Consider the following 17,379-nt stretch of genomic DNA (forward strand, 5'->3'; position numbering starts at 1 on the left):
TTCATCGTTTCTCGTTCGCTTCGGTGCAGACCGCTTTGGCGGCGACGAGGATCTCGCCGCGGTGGGTTGGGGTTGCTTGTCGGCTGTCCCGATCCGCCGGTTCCCCTGGTTGTTCATCTGCCTCGCCTGACCGCCCCAAAGATTCCTCAAGAATCTGCGTTTTCCCTTGTGGATAAGGCCTTCTGAGCACCGGTCTTGTCAGTGGCGGGTGGCATGATGCGGGGTATGAGGACGGCGAACCTGATCGACGACGTCGAGACCACCGACGGTCTCGACATCGCTGCGGCCGCGCGTGCTCAGCTCGCCCGCACCGAGGCCGCGCAGTTCGACGCGGTCCTTTCGTACCTGCGGCAAATCGCGTCCGAACCGCTCGCGCAGGCCGGTGGGGTGAACGAGTGGACCCGCTACGGCGGATCCGGCACCCCGGCGGTGTCGGAGTACGCGGTCGCCGAAGTCGGACCCGCCCTCGGCCTATCGGCCAACGGCGCCCGCGCCCTGATCGCGGACGCCCTCGATCTGGCCTACCGCCTCCCACGCCTGTACGCCTGTCTGCACGACGGGGTGGTGGATGCGTGGCGGATCCGGAAAGTCGCCCGCGCGACCCGGGAGTTCACCATCGCCCAAGCCGGCGACGCCGACCGACGACTGTCCGCTGCGAATGTCGACGGAACCCCGCTGATCGCACGAATCACCATGCCCCGGCTGCAGCTGGTGCTCGATCAGATCCGGTTCGTCGACGACCCCGACGGCGCCGAAAAGAAACGACGTGAAGCACGCAGGCGTCGGGGTGTCACGATCTGGTTCGAAGACGGCGTCGCCCACATTGCCGGCACCCTGTCGGTTGACGACGGGCAGCGTCTCGACCAACGCCTCGATCAGTTGGTCGAGTCGATGCGGTTCCTCGGCGACCAACGTCCCGACCACATCCTCCGATCCGTCGCAATGGGCATGGTTCATGAACCCGACAGCCTCGACGACCTCTACGCCCTGGTCGCCGACAAAACCGACGACGACACCGCAGCGGATGTACCAGCCGAACCCGAATCGCGGCCCGAGCCTGAGCCTGAACCACGCGGGCGTCGTCGCGGTCGCCGTCGTGGGCTGCGCGAGACCGTGCTCTACGTCCATTACGACCGGTGCTGGGGCACCTGGTCCCTCGACGACGTCGGCGCCATCACCCGGTCTGAAGCCGAACAGATCCTCGGCAAATCATCACGGATCGTCGTCAAACCCGTCATCGACTTAGAGACCACGATCTCGACCACCGGCTATGTCGCCCCACCCCGGCTGCGGGAACAGACCGCACTGATGAACGGCCTGACGTGCACCTTCCCGTACTGCAACCGTCCCGCGAAACTCGGCGACTACGACCACATCCGCAACTACACCGACGGCGGCCCGACCGACTCACGAAATGGACACCGGCTTTGTCGGTTCCATCACCGGGCCAAGACATTCACCGCCTGGACCGTGTCGTCACCGGCACCCGGAATCTGGTTGTGGCTGTCACCGGCAGGCCGTTCGTACCTCGTCACAGCCGGCACCACCACCAAACTCCCCGGCCGAACCGACACAACCGTTCCAGAGAAACGAAAACCCAGCGCCGCCTGATACCCCGCCACCTGAGCATCACCGTGGCGGGGCACAGGCATGCCCACGTGCAGAATCCTCGGACTCAGCAGCCCGTCACGGTCGGGTCCGACGCTGTTCGCAACGGCCGCGCACGAGCAAGGCGCGTCCGAGGGCCGCAACCGTCGCGATGCAGAGCATCGTACGAACGACGTTCCACACGACCCACGTCTGCTCGAACCGCTCACGCACATGGGCGAGATTGTTGATCTGGTCGGGATCGCCCGCTCGATCGATCTCGTCGTTGAGCGGAATGTGGATCGCACCCGTGATCAGCAACGCCGCGACGTAGAGGGCGAGTGCCGCGATGACCCACGCAGCCGCCCGGCTCCCGTCGACGCGAAGCTGCAGCACGGTCGCCAGGATCAGCAACGGCAATGCCAACGTGAAGGTGATCGGGAAGACCGGGTTTTCATTGAACCGCTGGTTGATCAGTACGAAGGTGTGATCGTCGACTCCGCCCAGATTGGGCATGACCGCAGCGGCGAAGGTGAAGCTGAGCCCGGCGACGAGCGTCATCATGAGCAGAGCCGAACCGAGCGCGAAGCCCGTCCAGACGTCGGCGCCCGATCGGGTACGGACGCTTCGCGCATGCTGTTGGTACGTCGCCATGATGTGTTCCTCCGGGTTCGGTCGAGTGCAGCTTCGTATCAGCAACTCTCGCTGCATCGACCGGCCCCGAACATGGCCTACCGTCTCGCCGGCATACGCATTCGTACCGCTCGGAGGCCGCGACTCAGATCGACGTGCCCGCTGCGAAGTGGCGTACGAGGCGCCGATGACGGTGCCGGAAGAGTGCGGCGAGCACGACGCGCAGCAGCCCGCCCAGTGGACGGAACGCCCACCTCGGGGAAAAGGTCACCACGTCGACAACCTGGGAGCCGCCGTCCGGCCCCGCGGTGACGGTACGGTCATGAACCCAGCGACGCATACTCGCCATCGTCGACTCCTCGCGGAACCGGTGTCCGTGCTCGACGAGGCTGACGCAGAGGTCGTCGTAGTCGAACGGCACGACCCCGAGGAGCCGAAGCCAGGCACGCCCGATCGGCATACCGACGTCAAGCGTGTCGATCGTGACTCCACCGGCTCCACGGGGAAGGGACATCGTCATCCACGGGCGCAGCTCGTCGTTGATGCCCTCGGGCGTGACGACCCGAGCCCAAACGCTCGCGGGCGGTGCCGCCACCGTGCTGCGCTGTACGAACGTCCAGGTCTGGCGCATCGTCACTTCGAAGCATCAAGCCTTGTCTGCGGCATCCTCATCGGCGGTGTCGGCATCGTCGGACGACGCCTCATCCGTGGCACTCTCATCGGCGTCGGAGTCATCGTCGGCGTCACCCGCGTCAGTCTCGTCGACGTCCTCATCATCGGCGTCACTCGCGTCCGACTCGGCTACGACGTCGTCATCATCCGCGCCCTGGTCGTCATCCCATTCCTGAATGACCTCTTCGCGGCCCGGGTGGCGGCGCCCCATCCAGACGAAGTACACGAGCGCGAGGCAGAACACAACGATCGACGTCCACACGTTCAGCCGCATGCCGAGGAAGTGATGGGCGTCGTCGATCCGAAGTGTCTCGATCCAGCCACGACCGACGGTGTAGATCATCACGTACAACGCCATGATCCGGCCGTAGCCAATCTGGTAGCGCTTCGCGACCCACAGCAAGACGAAACCGCCGACCAGCGCCCAGATCGACTCGTAGAGGAAGGTCGGCTGGAACGTGTCGTACTGCTCGTACCCCGGCGGGCGGTTCTCCGGCGCGATCTCGAGACCCCACGGCTTGTCGGTCGGCTTGCCGAAGAGCTCTTGGTTGAACCAGTTGCCCCAACGCCCGATCGCCTGAGCGAACAGGATGCCCGGCGCCATCGTGTCGGCCATGGCCGCGAAGCTGGCGTTCGCTCGGCGGCACGCGATGTACGCACCGACTGCGCCGAGGCCGATCGCGCCCCAGATGCCGAGGCCGCCCTCCCAGATGTAGAGCGCCTCGATCGGACGACCGTCACCGGAGAAGTACAGCTCCGGGTTGGTCGCGACGTGGTAGAGCCGGGCGCCGACCAGGCCGAACGGGATCGCCCAGACCGCCATGTCGCCGACCATGCCCGGGCGGCCACCGCGGGCGACCCAGCGGCGCTCGCCGAGCCAGATCGCGACGACGACACCGGCGATGATGCACAGGGCGTACGCCCGGAGGGGAAGGGGCCCGAGCTCCCAGACGGCGTCGGAGGGACTCGGGATCGAGGCAACAGTCATCGACGACAGGCTATCCGGCGGCCGTACGCGCGCGCTCGACGCCTGCCCGAAGATCGGCGGCGAGCGTGCGTACGGCTGCGATCCCGTCGTCGGCGGGCACATCGAGAAGGCAGCGGACGAGAGCCGAGCCGACGATCACCGCATCGGAGTACGCACCGACCTCGGCCGCCTGATCGCCGTTGCTGACCCCGAGACCCACCCCGATCGGCAACTCGGTCACCTCACGCAGTCGTCCGACCAGCTCCGGCGCCCGCCCGCTCGTCTGCGCACGCGCACCGGTGACACCCATGACCGCGGTCGCATATACGAAGCCACTCGCTGCCCGCGCCGTCAGTGCAAGGCGTTCGTCACTCGACGACGGCGCGACGAGGAAGACCTGCTCGAGCCCGAGCCGGGTGGCGGCCTCGGTCCACTCCCCCGCCTCCTCCGGAATGAGGTCGGGTGTGATCAAGCCCGTGCCGCCGGCACTGTGCAGTGTGTCGGCGAACCGACTCATGCCGTAGCGCTCGACGGGGTTCCAGTACGTCATCACGACAGTAGCCGCGCCTGTCGCCGCAGACGCACGAACGACCTCGAACACATCGCTCGTACGCAGACCTGCCGACAGCGCCCGATCGGCAGCCGCCTGGATCACCGGACCGTCCATCACCGGATCGCTGTACGGGAATCCCACCTCGACGATGTCGACACCTGCCTCGACCATCGTCTCGATCGCACGGATCGACGTGGGGACATCTGGGAACCCCGCCGGCAGGTAGCCGACGAGTGCCGGTCGCCCCTCATCGGCCAGCCGGGCGAACGTCTGCGTGAGGGTGGTCATGCCTGCTCCCCGCTGGTCTCGTCCAGCAGCCCGAAGTACGTCGCCGCCGTGTGTACGTCCTTGTCCCCGCGGCCCGAGAGGTTCACCAGGATCGTGGAGTCGGGGCCGAGCGACGATGCCAGCCGCAGCGCACCGGCGACGGCATGTGCCGACTCGATCGCGGGGATGATGCCCTCGGTCTTGCACAGCAGGTCGAACGCCGCCATCGCCTCGTCGTCGGTGACCGGCTCGTAGTCGACCCGCCCGGACTCCGCGAGGTAGGCATGCTCGGGGCCGACACCGGGATAGTCGAGTCCGGCGGAGATCGAATGCGACTCGACGGTCTGCCCGTCGTCGTCCTGCAGCAGGTACGAACGCGCACCGTGCAGTACGCCGACCTCGCCCGCGGTGATCGTCGCCGCATGCCTGCCGGTGTCGAATCCCTCACCGCCGGCCTCGTACCCGACCAGACGCACGTCGGCGTCATCGAGGAAGCCGGCGAAGAGCCCGATCGCGTTGGAGCCGCCACCGACACAGGCGACGGCGGCATCGGGCAGCGAGCCGGTGAGCTCCAGGCACTGCGCACGGGCCTCGTCGCCGATACCGCGGGCGAAGTCGCGCACCATCGCGGGGAACGGATGCGGCCCGGCAGCCGTGCCGAACAGGTAGCTGGTGTGCTCGACGTTGGTCACCCAGTCGCGAAGCGCCTCGTTGATGGCGTCCTTGAGGGTGCGGCTGCCCGTCGTGACCGGTACGACCTCCGCACCGAGCATCTGCATCCGGGCGACGTTCAAGGCCTGTCGCTGCGTGTCGACCTCGCCCATGTACACGACGCATTCGAGGTCGAGGTACGCGCAGGCCGTCGCCGATGCGACACCGTGCTGACCGGCGCCGGTCTCGGCGATCGCCCGCGGCTTGCCGATGCGTTTGGCGAGCAGCGCCTGGCCGAGGACGTTGCGGATCTTATGGGCACCCGTGTGGTCGAGATCCTCACGTTTGAGCAGGATCCGGGCACCCGCGGCGCGCGACAGTCGCTTCGCGTCGTACAACGGACTCGGCACGTTCGCGTACGTACGCAGCATGTGGTCGAGCTCCGAGCGGAACTCGGTGTCGACCATCGCCTCGCGCCAGGCGGTCTCGAGCTCGGCGAGCGGCGCCATCAGCGCTTCGGGCATGAACCGGCCGCCGAAGCGTCCGAAGTGGCCGACCTCATCGGGCAGCGTGGTATGGGGATGCGGGGTCATGGTGGGTCCTAGAGTCGAGTCGTGATGGTGCGCGGAGCGGCCGCGATCACCATCGGTGGTGCAGCGCCGGGTGCGCGCCGGCGGCGACCAGATCGGCGACCGAGGAACGCGGGTTGTTGTCGCGCACCAGACTCTCGCCAACGAGTACGACATCGGCGCCCTCGCGCGCGTACTCGATCACGTCATGAGGCCCGCGTACTCCGGACTCGGCGACGCGTACGACGCCCTCGGGCACCTGCGGGGCCAGCCGGGCGAACGTATCGCGGTCGACCTCGAGGGTCTTGAGGTTGCGAGCGTTCACGCCGATGAGCTTCGCATCGGCATCGAGGGCCCGCTCGAGCTCCTCCTCGTTGTGCACCTCGACCAGCGGGGTCAGGCCGATCGACACGGCTCGCTCGACGAGCCCGACGAGGGCGTTCTGGTCGAGCGCGGCCACGATCAGCAAGGCGAGGTCGGCGCCCGCGGCGCGTGCCTCCCACAGCTGGTACGAGCTGACGATGAAGTCCTTACGCAGCACCGGGATGCCGACCGACCGGCGTACCGCACGCAGGTCGTCGAGTGTGCCGCCGAAACGCCGCCGCTCGGTGAGCACACTGATCGCGGCGGCGCCGCCGGCCTCGTAGTCGCCGGCCAGACCGGCGGGGTCCTTGATCGGCGCCAGCGCACCCTTGCTCGGGCTGGCGCGCTTCACCTCGGCCAGGATCGAGACGCCCTTGCCGCGGAAGATCGGCATCGGGTCGAGCGCGGGGTCCTGCTTCTCGGTCGCCCGCTTCAGATCGTCGAGCGAGACCTGGGACATGCGCTCATCGAGATCCTCGCGTACGCCGGAGAGGATGTCACCGAGTACCGACATGACACCTCACTTCGACCGGACTGCGTGAACGACCTCGCGCCACCAGGGTAGCGATGCTGTTCCTCAGCGCTGGAGGGGGTCGGCTCCTGCACGCGCGGGAGCGGCAACCGGCGCGCTCAAGATGTGTCGATGGTCAGCGACTCGACCCGTGACCCGGTAGCCTGCGACTCGCAAATCTACGACTCGGAAGGTTTGAACAGATGAGCAGCAACCAGCCGCCTCCCCCAGGCGGGCAGCCGCCGCAGGGCCCGCCGCCCGGTCAGCCGCCCCAGGGCCCGCCGCCCGGTGGTGGCTATCCGCCGCCCCCGCCCGGTGGTGGGTATCCGCCACCAGGTCCGCCACCAGGAGGCGGTTATCCGCCCCAGGGTCCGCCGCCCGGAGGGGGCTACCCACCACAAGGACCCCCACCAGGAGGTGGCTACCCGGGTCCCGGGTACGGCGGCGGCCCACAGCCGTTCAGTATCGGCAACGCGTTCAACTACGGCTGGGCGAAGTTCACCCAGAATGTCGGAACCATCATCCTGGCCGCGCTCGCCTGGATCGGCATCCTGATCGTCTTCTACATCCTCTGGTTCGTGCTGCTGAGTGCACTGGGTGTCGGTCTGTCGGCCAGCTTCGAGGTCGACTCCGACGGCAACTCGTCCAGCAGCGGTGGCGGCTTCTTCGGCGTGATGCTGATCGGCGCACTGATGACCATCGTCCCGGCGATCGTGGCGGGCGTCATGCAAGCCGGCATCCTGCGCGGGGCACTGCAGATCTCGTACGGCCGAGAGTTCACGGTCGGCACGACCTTCGGGTTCGACAATGTCGGGCGCGTGATCGGCGCAGCGCTCATCATCGCCGTCATGACCGCGGTCGGGTCGATGCTCTGCTACGTCCCGGGCCTGATCGTCTGGTTCTTCACTCAGTTCACGATGTTCTTCATCGTCGACAAGGACATGTCGATCGTTGATGCGCTCAAGGCGAGCGCATCATTTGTGAACAGGAACCTCGGCACTTTTGTCGGCTTCTTCATCTGCTCGCTCATCGCGTACTTCGTCGGCGGGCTGTTGTGCGGCGTCGGTCTGCTGCTGGCGATCCCGGTCGTGATCCTCGCCCAGACGTACGCGTACCGCGTGCTCCAGGGCGAGACCGTCGCACCGTAAGGAGACGATCGCACGATGACCCTTCGACCAGGGTGGTACCGCGACCCGGTCGACGACTTCGAATGGCGCTGGTGGAGCGGCCGGGAGTGGACGCAGGACGTCCGCACCGGCCGCTTCACCACGACCAGCCCGGTCGAGCCAGGCGCCGTTCCCGAGCAGGAGTCGGTCGTCTGGACCGACGGTCACTACACCTTCACCACCCACGCCGCCCATGTCAGCGAACGCGGGCATCCGGTCGTACTCCCGTGGTGGGCTGTCGCCCGCGTCTGGCCGACCATCTCCGCGTTGGAGTCGACCAGCGGCACCGGCACGATCGTGCTGTACATCGCGTACCCCGGCTACACCGACCGTGCCGAGTGGCGCCTGAAGCGGGTACCGGATCCCGACCGCGTGCACGCGATCGCGTACACCTGGATGCGCCGGCACCGCATCGCCGCAGGCTACGGCTGATCGCTGGACCTCACGGCGCCAGAGCGGCTCCGAACGCGAGGTTTCGGACGACCGTGAAGGCCACGGCGACCAGGCCGACCGCGAGCAGGGTGCGGGGGCCGATCTGGAACGTACGCGCCGACCGCCCGCGCCATCGCCGGGCTGCCCAGTAGCAGAAGTAGCCGACCGACAGGACCACGATCACGACCGCGAGCACATTGCTCGACAGCGCGTCGCCGATCCGCAGGGCGGTGAGGTCGTGCGTCGCGCGTAGGCCACCGCACAGCGGACACCACCAGCCGGTCAGCTCATGGAACGGGCACAGTCCGTACGCGCCGCCCGTATGCGGGCTGCGCACCTGCAATGCGGCCAGAGCGGCGACGCCGACGCCGCCGAGCGCCAGCACCGTACGACGATCGCGTCGTACCGTTGCGTCGGGAGTCACCTACCCACCATAGAGGCGGGCGTCTGGTCGGGTGGTCGTCGGCTTGGGCTTCTCTGCGACTACGGTTCAGCTGCTTGGCGACTTCGTATCACTTTAATATGGGTACGGGGTAACGTTCGGTTTCTGCGCCACTTCCGTACCAGTAGTCGCTGGCGTACCAACGGGCACGGCAACGTCCCGCCTTGCACGGCGTACCTGCCATGCAAGGCGGCACTTCACCATGTCTACTTGGTGAACCACCACCGCCAACCCCGCAAAAGCCAGCCGAAACGGGAAAGCCGGCAAGCAACCGAGCCACGTAGCCGCGGCTCCCGCGTCGCCGCGTCTTTTGCCGGGCCGAATGAAGCGGGAAGAGTCGACAGCGACAAGGAATTGGGCAGGCGGGTGGTCGCACCGAAAAAGCGCGAGAAGCCGACAGCGAACCCGAGTCCGGCAGGCGGGTAGCCGCTGCGCGCGGAAGCGGCCGAACCTAGTGCGCTGACTCCGAGGAGCCGAGGCCGGCGGCCGACATGATCTTGCCGACGATCCCCGCAACGACCATCACGACGAGCCCGATGCAGAAGATGACGGGCGTGAAGTCGGGGATGGTGCCGACGGCCGAGATGGTGAAGCCGATGAGGAACACCGCGACAGCCGTCCATGCCGCGGGAGAGGAACCATGTTGGCCGGCCATCTGACAAACCTCGCTCTGTGCGGTGGAGAATCGACGATCCGATTGTCTATGACGCGTGGTTGCGGCTAGGCGGTGGGGTCGTCGCCTTCGTCGAGTGCCTTCCACAGGTCGGCGACATCGCGGTCCTCGGGCTCCGTCGTGTCGGCTACCGGCGTACGCGCGCCGGGTGCCTCGTAGCGCTTGCCCATCCGCGGCCAGCGCGGCGCGTACGCGACCACGAGGCACCCCACGGCCACTGCGATCGCGGACGCGGCGGCGGCGATCCACCGCCAGATGCTGTGATCGGCGGCGGCGACGTACCCATCGGCCTGTTGCTCCCCGCCCGTCATCGACGTCGACGAGACGACCGCCTCGTGCAACGCGTCGTCGATTGCGGAGCCCGCGATCACGCTCGCGACCAGTGCCGAGCCTGCGGCGAGGACGATGACGACGCCGACCGCTCTGCGCAGCCACCCGCCCGATGCGATGACCGCGATGGATCCGGCCATCACGACGAATGCCATCGCTCCGACGACGGGCAGTGCGGTCGAACCCGTCACGCCCACGTCGTCGGAGGTCATGCCCGACGGCGCTACCTCGACCGAGGCCCAGGTACGCGAAGCGGCCCAGATCATCACCGCGCCGGCGGCGATGCCGGCGATGACCGCGATGCCGTAACTGCGCCGATCGCGCGGCTGTGTGGTCACGACAGGTCCAGGCGGTCGGAGTCGAAGCAGGTGGTCGTACCCGTGTGGCATGCGGGGCCGACCTGGTCGACCTTGACCAGCAGCGTGTCGCCGTCGCAGTCCAGCCGCACCTCACGAACGGTCTGGGTGTGCCCGGACGTCTCGCCCTTCACCCAATACTCCCCGCGACTGCGGCTCCAGAACGTCGTACGGCCGGTGCTGAGCGTACGGGCGAGAGCGACGTCGTCCATCCAGCCGACCATCAGTACGGCAAGCGAGGTCGCATCTTGGATGACGGCCGTCACCAGGCCGCGGTCGTCGCGCTTCAGCCGGGCCGCAACGGCCGGATCGAGCTCTGCAGTCACTGGTCCAGTCTCGCAGCCGACTCCAGGTGACTCTGCGCTACCCAGCTCGCATGCAGCCGGGTGTAGATGCCCGATGCGGTCACGAGGGTCGCGTGGTCACCCTGCTCGACGATCCGGCCGGCATCGAAGACGAGGATGCGGTCGGCGACCTCCGCCGTCGACAGCCGGTGCGCGATCGTGACCGACGTACGGCCCGACAACAGGCGCTCGAGCGCCCGGGTCGCCCGCAGCTCCGTCTGCGGGTCGACCGCGCTCGTCGCCTCGTCGAGCACGAGCAGATCGGGGTCGGCAAGGTACGCACGGGTGAGAGCGACCAACTGCCGCTCCCCCGACGACAGCGACTCACCGCGTTCGCCGACCTCCGTCTCGAGTCCGTCGGGCAGGCCGTCGAGCCATTCACGGAGCTCCAGGCTCTCGATCGCCGCCAACAGCTCGGCATCGGTCGCATCGCGTTTGCCGTACCGCAGGTTCGCTGCAAGCGTCGCGTCGAAAAGGAAACCCTCCTGCGGCACCATCACGACCCGTCGTCGTAACGACGCGAACGCGATCGTGCGAAGGTCGTGCCCGCCGACCAGCACCTCACCGTCGGTTGGGTCCATCAGCCGGGTGAGCAGCTTCGCGAAGGTCGTTTTGCCCGATCCCGTCTCGCCGACGACGGCGATGCGCTCGCGCGGCTCGATGGCGACGTCGACATCGAGCAGCACCAGCGACCCGCCGGGATATCCGAACTGCACATCGCGGAACTCCGCGCCGAGGGACTCATGCGGCAGCACAACACCCGCCTCGCCCGGGTCGACGACGTCGGCGGGTGTTTCGACCAGGTCGATCACCCGCCGCCAGGAGGCGATCGCGTTCTGCGCCTCGGTCAGTACCTGAGTGGCGATCTGGACCGGGCCGACGAACAACGACACCAGGAACGCGAACGCGATCACAGTGCCGATCGACAGCTGGCCCGCGAGTCCGAGCAGGACGCCGACGACGATCACGAACGCGTTCGAGAGCCCGCCGGCAACGCCGGCGGCGGCGAACGTGACCGCGACGAGGCGCTGCGCGCGCACGTTCGCGCGCAGGTTGGTGTCGATGCCCGCATCGATGCGGCGCTGCGTGCGACGCTCGATGTTGTACGCGCGTACGACCGACGCTCCGACGACGGGCTCGGCGATGACGGCGAGCATCTCGCCGACCGTGTGGCGAACGTGGTCGTACGCCGCGGACAACCGCGGCTGGAAGTAGCGCAGGCTCCACAGCAGCGGCAGGAAGCACACCCACACGATGATCGTGAGCTGCCAGGAGTAGTACGCCATGATCACGGTGGCGACCAGCATCTGGCCGACGCTAACGACGATCATCATCCCGGTGAACTGCACGAACAGCGACACCTGGTCGATATCGGAGGTCACCCGCGAGACCAGCGATCCGCGGCGTTCGGAGTTCTGAGTCAGCATCGACAGATCGTGTACGTGCCGGAATGCGGTGATGCGCAGCTGGGCGAGTCCGCGCTCGCTGGCGACGAACAACCGCACCTTCGTCGCGTACGCGCAAGCACCGGTGATCGCGACGATCACGGCCGCCCCCGCGACGTACGACCACACCGTCGATCGGTCGACGCCGCCCTCGAAGCCCTTGTCGACCATCACCTGGATGACGATCGGGACGACCGAGCTACCGATCGTGCTCAACGCGGCAAGTAACAGGGTCACGCCGATGCCGTCGCGCAGTGCCGGTGAGCGTCGGACCCCCTGCCGGATCACCTGCCACGCCGTCATCTCGGCGGCGTCGATACCTGGTCGGCTACTCATTGGCCGGCTCCGCCTCTCGGGCTTGGTCATAGGCGTCGACGAGGTCGCGGTATGCCGCGTTGCGAAGGGCCAGCTCCTCGTGCGTGCCGCGATCGGCGATCCGCCCGTCGGAGAGGAACACGACCTCGTCGGCGAGCCCGATCGTCGCCTTGCGGTACGCCACGACCAGCACGGTCGGGCCGGACTCGCCCGTTGTCGTCTCTGCCAACGAGTGCAGGATGCGTTGTTCGACCTCCGGGTCGACGGCGCTCGTCGCATCGTCCATGACGAGCAGCCGGGGCCGGCGGACGAGCGCACGGGCGAGGGCCAGCCGCTGGCGCTGCCCACCGGACAGGGTCGTGCCGCGCTCCCCCAGCTCCGTGTCGAGACCGTCCGGTAGAGCACGTACGAAGGAATCGGCCTGTGCGACGCTCAGGGCGGCCCAGATCTCGTCGTCTGCGGTGTCGGCGCCCAGGGCGATGTTGTCGCGAACCGTGTCATCGAAGATGAACGTCTGCTGAGGTACGAGCGCGATCGCAGCGGCCAGCGACTCATGGGTCAGATCGCGAAGATCGACGTCGTTGATCGTGATCGCGCCCCGTTGCGGGTCGACCAACCGAGTGACGAGCGACGCCAACGTGCTCTTGCCCGAACCGGTCAGGCCGACCACCGCGACGACCCGGCCGGGTTCGACGTCGAGGTCGAGCCCGCTGAGTACGGGCGCGTGGCGCCCACCGTGACCGAACTCGACATCGCGCAAGGAAAGCCGCGCCGGCTCATCTGGCAGGTTGCGTTCGCCGTAAGGCATCGAACCCTGTGCGTTCAGCACCGACGTCACGCGGTTCCAGCCGACGACGCTGCGCGGTAGTTCACCGAGGACCCAGCCGAAGGCGCGTACGGGGAAACCCACCACGATGAACAGGTACGCGACCTGCACGACATCACCGGGAGCCGTCGCTCCGCTCAGCACCCGTTCGACGCCCAGCACGACGACCAACAGCACACCGAGGTTCGGCAGCGCCTCGAGAATCGGGTCGAACAGACTGCGAATCCGGCCGGCCGAGATGTTGGCGTCGCGAAGATCCTCGGTCACCTCGGTGAACCGCTCGGTCTCGTCGGCCTCGCGGCCGAGCGCCTTGACCACGAGCGCACCGTCGAACGACTCGTGCGCGACGGCGGAGACGTCGGCACGTAACGCCTGTGCGCGGGTGACTCGCGGAGACAGTAGGCGTTGGTAACCGACGTTGATGAGGAACAGCAGCGGGAAGATCACCAACCCCACCAGGGTCAGCACCCAGTCGGCGAGCAGCATCACGACGACCGAAACGACGAGCATCGCGACGACGCCGAGCGCCATGGGCAGCGGCATCATCACCGCCCAGGTCGCCTCGACATCGGCATTGGCATTCGACAGCAGCTGACCGGTCGGATGACGTTGGTGCCACCACACGGGGAGTTCCAGATAGCGGCGCGTCACGCGGCGGCGGTAGTCGGCCATCAGTCGGAAGTAGACGATTCCGCCGATCAGGCGCCGTGCGACGATGCCGAAAGCACGAAGCAGCGCGACCGACACGAACATCAGCACGGCGACGACCGACGCACCGACGACTAGCTCACCGTCGGCGAACGACGGCGAGATGACGTGGTCGGTTGCCCACCCGAGCACCCATGCGTCGGCGACTGTCATGGCGCCGTAGACGACGCTGCCGACCAGGGCGAGCGTGAACATCGCTCGTTGCTCGCGCATACCCGTCGCGAGAACCGTGAGACCCCGTCGGGTCGTATCGGCTCCGGGCCGCGTACTCATCTGTCCCCCTCTTCGCGTGCCGGCACTACCGGACGTCGTGCCCGGCACTGCGTAGGGCCGCCTTGACATCGCCGATCGAGAAGTCGCCGAAATGGAAGACACTCGCGGCAAGGACTGCGTCGGCGCCGGCGTCGACGGCGGCGACGAAGTGTGCGACGTCACCGGCACCGCCGCTGGCGATGAGGGGTACGTGAACCTGCGGGCGTACCGCTCGGATCATCTCGACGTCGAATCCCGCTCTCGTACCGTCGGCGTCCATCGAGTTCAGCAGGATCTCGCCGACGCCGAGCTCGACCGCTCGCTGCGCCCACGCGACCGCATCGAGGCCGGCGCTGGTCCGGCCACCACGAGTCGTGACCTCGAAGCCGGACGGCTGGTCGCCGCGGCGCGCATCGATGCTGAGCACCAGCACCTGGCTGCCGAACCGCGATGCGATCTCCGCGATGAGGTCGGGGCGATCGACCGCCGCGGTGTTGACCCCGACCTTATCGGCTCCGGCGCGAAGCAACCGGTCGACGTCATCGACGCTGCGGACGCCGCCGCCGACGGTGAGCGGTATGAACACCTCACCCGCCGTGGCGTGCACTACGTCGTACGTCGTGTCACGAGCATCGGAGGATGCGGTGATATCGAGGAACACCAACTCGTCGGCGCCCTCGCGCCCGTACACACGCGCCATCTCCACTGGGTCGCCTGCATCGCGCAGGGCGGTGAAGTTCACGCCTTTGACGACTCGGCCCGCGTCCACGTCGAGGCACGGGATCACACGTACTGCAAGGCTCACCGGGCGAGCCTACCCAGGCCCTGCGACAAGACGCTGCCCCCACCCGTTCGGGCGGGGGCAGCGTCGGATGCCTCGACGACTACAGCGGGAACTTGCCGAGGGTGCGAGTCTTTCCGTTGAACTTGCAGTTGAGGTCGGTCTTCTTCACCGAGCCGAGCACGGGCGGAGCGAGCCGCGCGTGGATCTTGAACTTCTTCGGTGCGAGAAGGCTCAGCTTCTTGGTGCCCTTCTTGATCTTGTACGCCTTGGCCTTGCCGTTGGTCGGGATGCGCATCTTGCCCTTCTTGGGCACCTTGCGCCAGGGCGACTTCAGGCCCTTGACCGGCATCTTCGTCACGCCGCCGGGTTTGCTGACGACATCGAACTTGACGTCGGCGCTGCCCCTGACCCGCTTCACGCTCAGATCCTTGCGGACCTTCTTGACCAGCTTCTTCGGCATGACGAGCGTCAGCTTGATCGCCTTGGGCGTGACCTTCGTACCGGTCTTGAACTTGCCCGAGAACTTCGCGCTGCCATCGACGAGGAACTGCTGCGGCCCTCCGACGATCTGATCGACCACGCTGTTGGTCGCCTTGCACTTGTACTTGACGCCCTTCTTGCTGAGCGTCACCGTCCGAGCGGCGTCTGACTGGCCATCGGCGGCATTGACCGGGCCGGCGCTCATCGCGCCGCCGGTGAGCGCAACGGCGCACGCGGCAGCTACGCCGACGGACATTCGTTTGGCTCGGGTGGACTTCGAAGCAGACTGCACGGATTCCCTCCAGGTTTTTCGGTTCGTGACCTGCGTCACCGTTCCCCGTAAATGGAGGTTACACCGGACGTCCGGGGCAGAGTCAACGGTTTGGACGCAGGTTCGACATAGGAGTGAACAGAAACCGCCCCCGCCGGATCGGCGGGGGCAGTCTCTGTTCGGTCCGTTGAGTGCTACTTCATCAAGGTGCCCAGCTTGCGGCCCTTGCCGTTGAACTTGCACTTCAGATCGGTCTTCTTCACCGACCCGAGTACTGGCGGTGCGAGCCTGGCGTGGATCCGGAACCGCTTCGGTGCGAGGAGCTTGAGGCTCTTCGTACCCTTCTTGATCTTGTACGCCTTGGCCTTGCCCGTCACCGGGATGAGCATCTTGCCCTTCTTGGGCACCTTCTTCCAGCCCGACCTCAGACCCTTGACCGGGACCTTAGTGACGCCGCCCGGCTTCGCCTTGAAGTCCCAGCCCATCTTCGCGCTGCCTCGGACGCGCTTGACGCTCAGGTCCTTGCGAACCTTCTTGACCAGCTTCTTCGGCAGCACCAGCGTCAACCGCTGCTTACCGGACTTGATCGTCGTACCCGGCTTGAACTTGCCCTTGAAGCTGCCCTTGCCGTTGACCTTGAACTGCTGCGGCCCGCCGACGATCTGGTCGACCACGCTGTTGGTCGCCGTGCACTTGTACTTGACGCCCTTCTTGCTGATCGACAGCTTGCGGGCGCCGTCGTCCGACGGACTCTGCGCGGAGGCCGGTGCTGCGCTCAGCACACCACCGGCGAGTGCGACCGAACATACCGCCGCGACTCCCGCTGATACTCGTTTGGTGCGAATTGATCTCACATCAGACTGCACGAGTTTCCCTCCTCCTGCTCGGAAGTGACTCTCGTCACCGATTCCGCCCCCGACCGTACGCACCGATGCGGGGGTGATGTCAACGACCCAGCGCGCCGTCACCGCGAGTGACCACGCTCGCCGGCACAAAAAGCTGCCCCCGCCGAGTAGGCGGGGGCAGCTCTTGTTCGTTACCGAGTGCTGGTTACTTCACCAGGGTCCCGATAGTGCGCTTCTTGCCGTTGAACTTGCAGTTCAGGTCGGTCTTCTTCACCGAGCCGAGCACGGGCGGGGCGAGGCGCGCGTGGATCTTGAACTTCTTGGGCGCGAGGAGCTTGACGTTCTTCGTACCCTTCTTGACCTTGTACGCACCGGCCTTGCCCGACACCGGAATGCGCATGGCGCCCTTCTTCGGCACCTTCTTCCAGCCCGACCGCAGGCCCTTGACGGCGACCTTCGTGACGCCGCCCGGCTTCGCCTTGAAGTCGTACTTGACGTTCGCGCTGCCGCGGACGCGCTTGACGCTCAGGTCCTTGCGAACCTTCTTGGTCAGCTTCTTCGGCAGGATCAGGGTCAGACCCTGCTTACCGGACTTGATGGTCGAGCCCGGCTTGAACTTGCCCTTGAAGGTGCCCTTGGCGTCGACCTTGAACTGCTGCGGTCCGCCGACGATCTGGTCGACCACGCTGTTCGTGGCCTTGCACTTGTACTTCAGACCCTTTGCGCTGAGCGTCGCGGAGCGAGCGCCGTCGGCGGGGTTGCTGGCGTTGGCCGGGCCGGCGGCAAGTGCGCCTCCGGTGAGCGCGACGGCACACGCGGCCGCTACCCCGGCAGATACCCGCTTCGTGCGGGTGGACGTTGTCACAGACTGCACAGTGTTTCCCTCCATGTCTGTTGCATGACTGCGGTCACGGTAATCACCAGTTACACCTGAGGC

The 17,379-nt window shown here is 66.9% G+C and carries 19 protein-coding genes; 3 read left to right on the forward strand and 16 right to left on the reverse strand.

What is annotated here, in order from left to right; all coding sequences use genetic code 11:
* Positions 1 to 225 precede the first annotated feature (225 nt).
* On the forward strand, positions 226 to 1,611 hold the full coding sequence (locus MU582_12760; protein UPK73310.1) for an HNH endonuclease: 1,386 nt from the start codon (positions 226 to 228) through the stop codon (positions 1,609 to 1,611).
* A gap of 75 nt (positions 1,612 to 1,686) precedes the next feature.
* Here MU582_12760 and MU582_12765 read toward each other — a convergent pair whose 3' ends face one another.
* The 6 genes from MU582_12765 to trpC all read right to left on the reverse strand — a co-directional run bounded on the left by MU582_12765 (position 1,687) and on the right by trpC (position 6,776).
* On the reverse strand, positions 1,687 to 2,241 hold the full coding sequence (locus tag MU582_12765; GenBank protein UPK73311.1) for a DUF1772 domain-containing protein: 555 nt from the start codon (positions 2,239 to 2,241) through the stop codon (positions 1,687 to 1,689).
* A gap of 124 nt (positions 2,242 to 2,365) precedes the next feature.
* Positions 2,366 to 2,851 carry a hypothetical protein gene (locus MU582_12770; GenBank protein UPK73312.1) on the reverse strand — a complete coding sequence of 162 codons (486 nt, stop codon included), beginning with the start codon at positions 2,849 to 2,851 and terminating at the stop codon, positions 2,366 to 2,368.
* A gap of 15 nt (positions 2,852 to 2,866) precedes the next feature.
* On the reverse strand, positions 2,867 to 3,880 hold the full coding sequence (gene lgt / locus MU582_12775) for a prolipoprotein diacylglyceryl transferase (protein UPK73313.1): 1,014 nt from the start codon (positions 3,878 to 3,880) through the stop codon (positions 2,867 to 2,869).
* Positions 3,881 to 3,890: 10 nt separating this feature from the next.
* Complete coding sequence (gene trpA, locus MU582_12780; GenBank protein ID UPK73314.1) at positions 3,891 to 4,700, reverse strand: tryptophan synthase subunit alpha; 810 nt, start codon at positions 4,698 to 4,700, stop codon at positions 3,891 to 3,893.
* Positions 4,697 to 5,923: a tryptophan synthase subunit beta gene (trpB, locus tag MU582_12785; protein ID UPK73315.1), complete on the reverse strand. Its 1,227-nt coding sequence runs from the start codon at positions 5,921 to 5,923 to the stop codon at positions 4,697 to 4,699. The genes trpA and trpB overlap by 4 nt, the downstream gene beginning before the upstream one ends.
* A gap of 46 nt (positions 5,924 to 5,969) precedes the next feature.
* Positions 5,970 to 6,776 carry an indole-3-glycerol phosphate synthase TrpC gene (gene trpC / locus MU582_12790; protein ID UPK73316.1) on the reverse strand — a complete coding sequence of 269 codons (807 nt, stop codon included), beginning with the start codon at positions 6,774 to 6,776 and terminating at the stop codon, positions 5,970 to 5,972.
* A gap of 200 nt (positions 6,777 to 6,976) precedes the next feature.
* Here trpC and MU582_12795 point away from each other — a divergent pair, with 200 nt between their 5' ends.
* Together MU582_12795 and MU582_12800 are read left to right on the forward strand one after the other, a co-directional pair.
* Positions 6,977 to 7,921: a hypothetical protein gene (locus tag MU582_12795; GenBank protein UPK73317.1), complete on the forward strand. Its 945-nt coding sequence runs from the start codon at positions 6,977 to 6,979 to the stop codon at positions 7,919 to 7,921.
* A gap of 15 nt (positions 7,922 to 7,936) precedes the next feature.
* Complete coding sequence (locus MU582_12800) at positions 7,937 to 8,371, forward strand: DUF2510 domain-containing protein (protein ID UPK73318.1); 435 nt, start codon at positions 7,937 to 7,939, stop codon at positions 8,369 to 8,371.
* A 10-nt stretch (positions 8,372 to 8,381) separates the two neighbouring features.
* Here MU582_12800 and MU582_12805 read toward each other — a convergent pair whose 3' ends face one another.
* From MU582_12805 to MU582_12850, 10 genes are all read right to left on the reverse strand, one after another.
* Complete coding sequence (locus tag MU582_12805; protein ID UPK73319.1) at positions 8,382 to 8,795, reverse strand: DUF2752 domain-containing protein; 414 nt, start codon at positions 8,793 to 8,795, stop codon at positions 8,382 to 8,384.
* Positions 8,796 to 9,264: 469 nt separating this feature from the next.
* Positions 9,265 to 9,468: a hypothetical protein gene (locus MU582_12810; protein ID UPK73320.1), complete on the reverse strand. Its 204-nt coding sequence runs from the start codon at positions 9,466 to 9,468 to the stop codon at positions 9,265 to 9,267.
* 65 nt (positions 9,469 to 9,533) lie between these two features.
* Entirely contained in the window at positions 9,534 to 10,154 is a 621-nt protein-coding gene (locus tag MU582_12815; GenBank protein ID UPK73321.1) for a Trp biosynthesis-associated membrane protein, read from the reverse strand.
* Complete coding sequence (gene hisI, locus MU582_12820) at positions 10,151 to 10,498, reverse strand: phosphoribosyl-AMP cyclohydrolase (GenBank protein UPK73322.1); 348 nt, start codon at positions 10,496 to 10,498, stop codon at positions 10,151 to 10,153. The genes MU582_12815 and hisI overlap by 4 nt, the downstream gene beginning before the upstream one ends.
* Positions 10,495 to 12,297, reverse strand: a complete 1,803-nt coding sequence (locus tag MU582_12825; protein UPK73323.1) for an ABC transporter ATP-binding protein/permease — start codon at positions 12,295 to 12,297, stop codon at positions 10,495 to 10,497. Before MU582_12825 ends, hisI begins: the two co-directional genes overlap by 4 nt.
* Positions 12,290 to 14,083, reverse strand: coding sequence for an ABC transporter ATP-binding protein/permease (locus MU582_12830; GenBank protein ID UPK73324.1), 1,794 nt, complete (start codon positions 14,081 to 14,083; stop codon positions 12,290 to 12,292). The genes MU582_12825 and MU582_12830 overlap by 8 nt, the downstream gene beginning before the upstream one ends.
* 25 nt (positions 14,084 to 14,108) lie before the next feature.
* The gene (gene hisF, locus MU582_12835) at positions 14,109 to 14,867 is read right to left on the reverse strand and encodes an imidazole glycerol phosphate synthase subunit HisF (GenBank protein ID UPK73325.1); all 759 of its coding nucleotides are present in this window, start codon (positions 14,865 to 14,867) and stop codon (positions 14,109 to 14,111) included.
* A 79-nt stretch (positions 14,868 to 14,946) separates the two neighbouring features.
* A complete protein-coding gene (locus tag MU582_12840) occupies positions 14,947 to 15,582 on the reverse strand; it encodes a hypothetical protein (protein ID UPK73326.1) in 636 nt (211 codons plus the stop codon).
* Positions 15,583 to 15,791: 209 nt separating this feature from the next.
* The gene (locus MU582_12845) at positions 15,792 to 16,379 is read right to left on the reverse strand and encodes a hypothetical protein (protein UPK73327.1); all 588 of its coding nucleotides are present in this window, start codon (positions 16,377 to 16,379) and stop codon (positions 15,792 to 15,794) included.
* A gap of 268 nt (positions 16,380 to 16,647) precedes the next feature.
* Positions 16,648 to 17,307, reverse strand: coding sequence for a hypothetical protein (locus MU582_12850; protein UPK73328.1), 660 nt, complete (start codon positions 17,305 to 17,307; stop codon positions 16,648 to 16,650).
* Between the last annotated feature and the right edge of the window lie 72 nt (positions 17,308 to 17,379).

The organism is Nocardioidaceae bacterium SCSIO 66511, from assembly GCA_023100825.1.
Taxonomy (GTDB): domain Bacteria; phylum Actinomycetota; class Actinomycetes; order Propionibacteriales; family Nocardioidaceae; genus Solicola.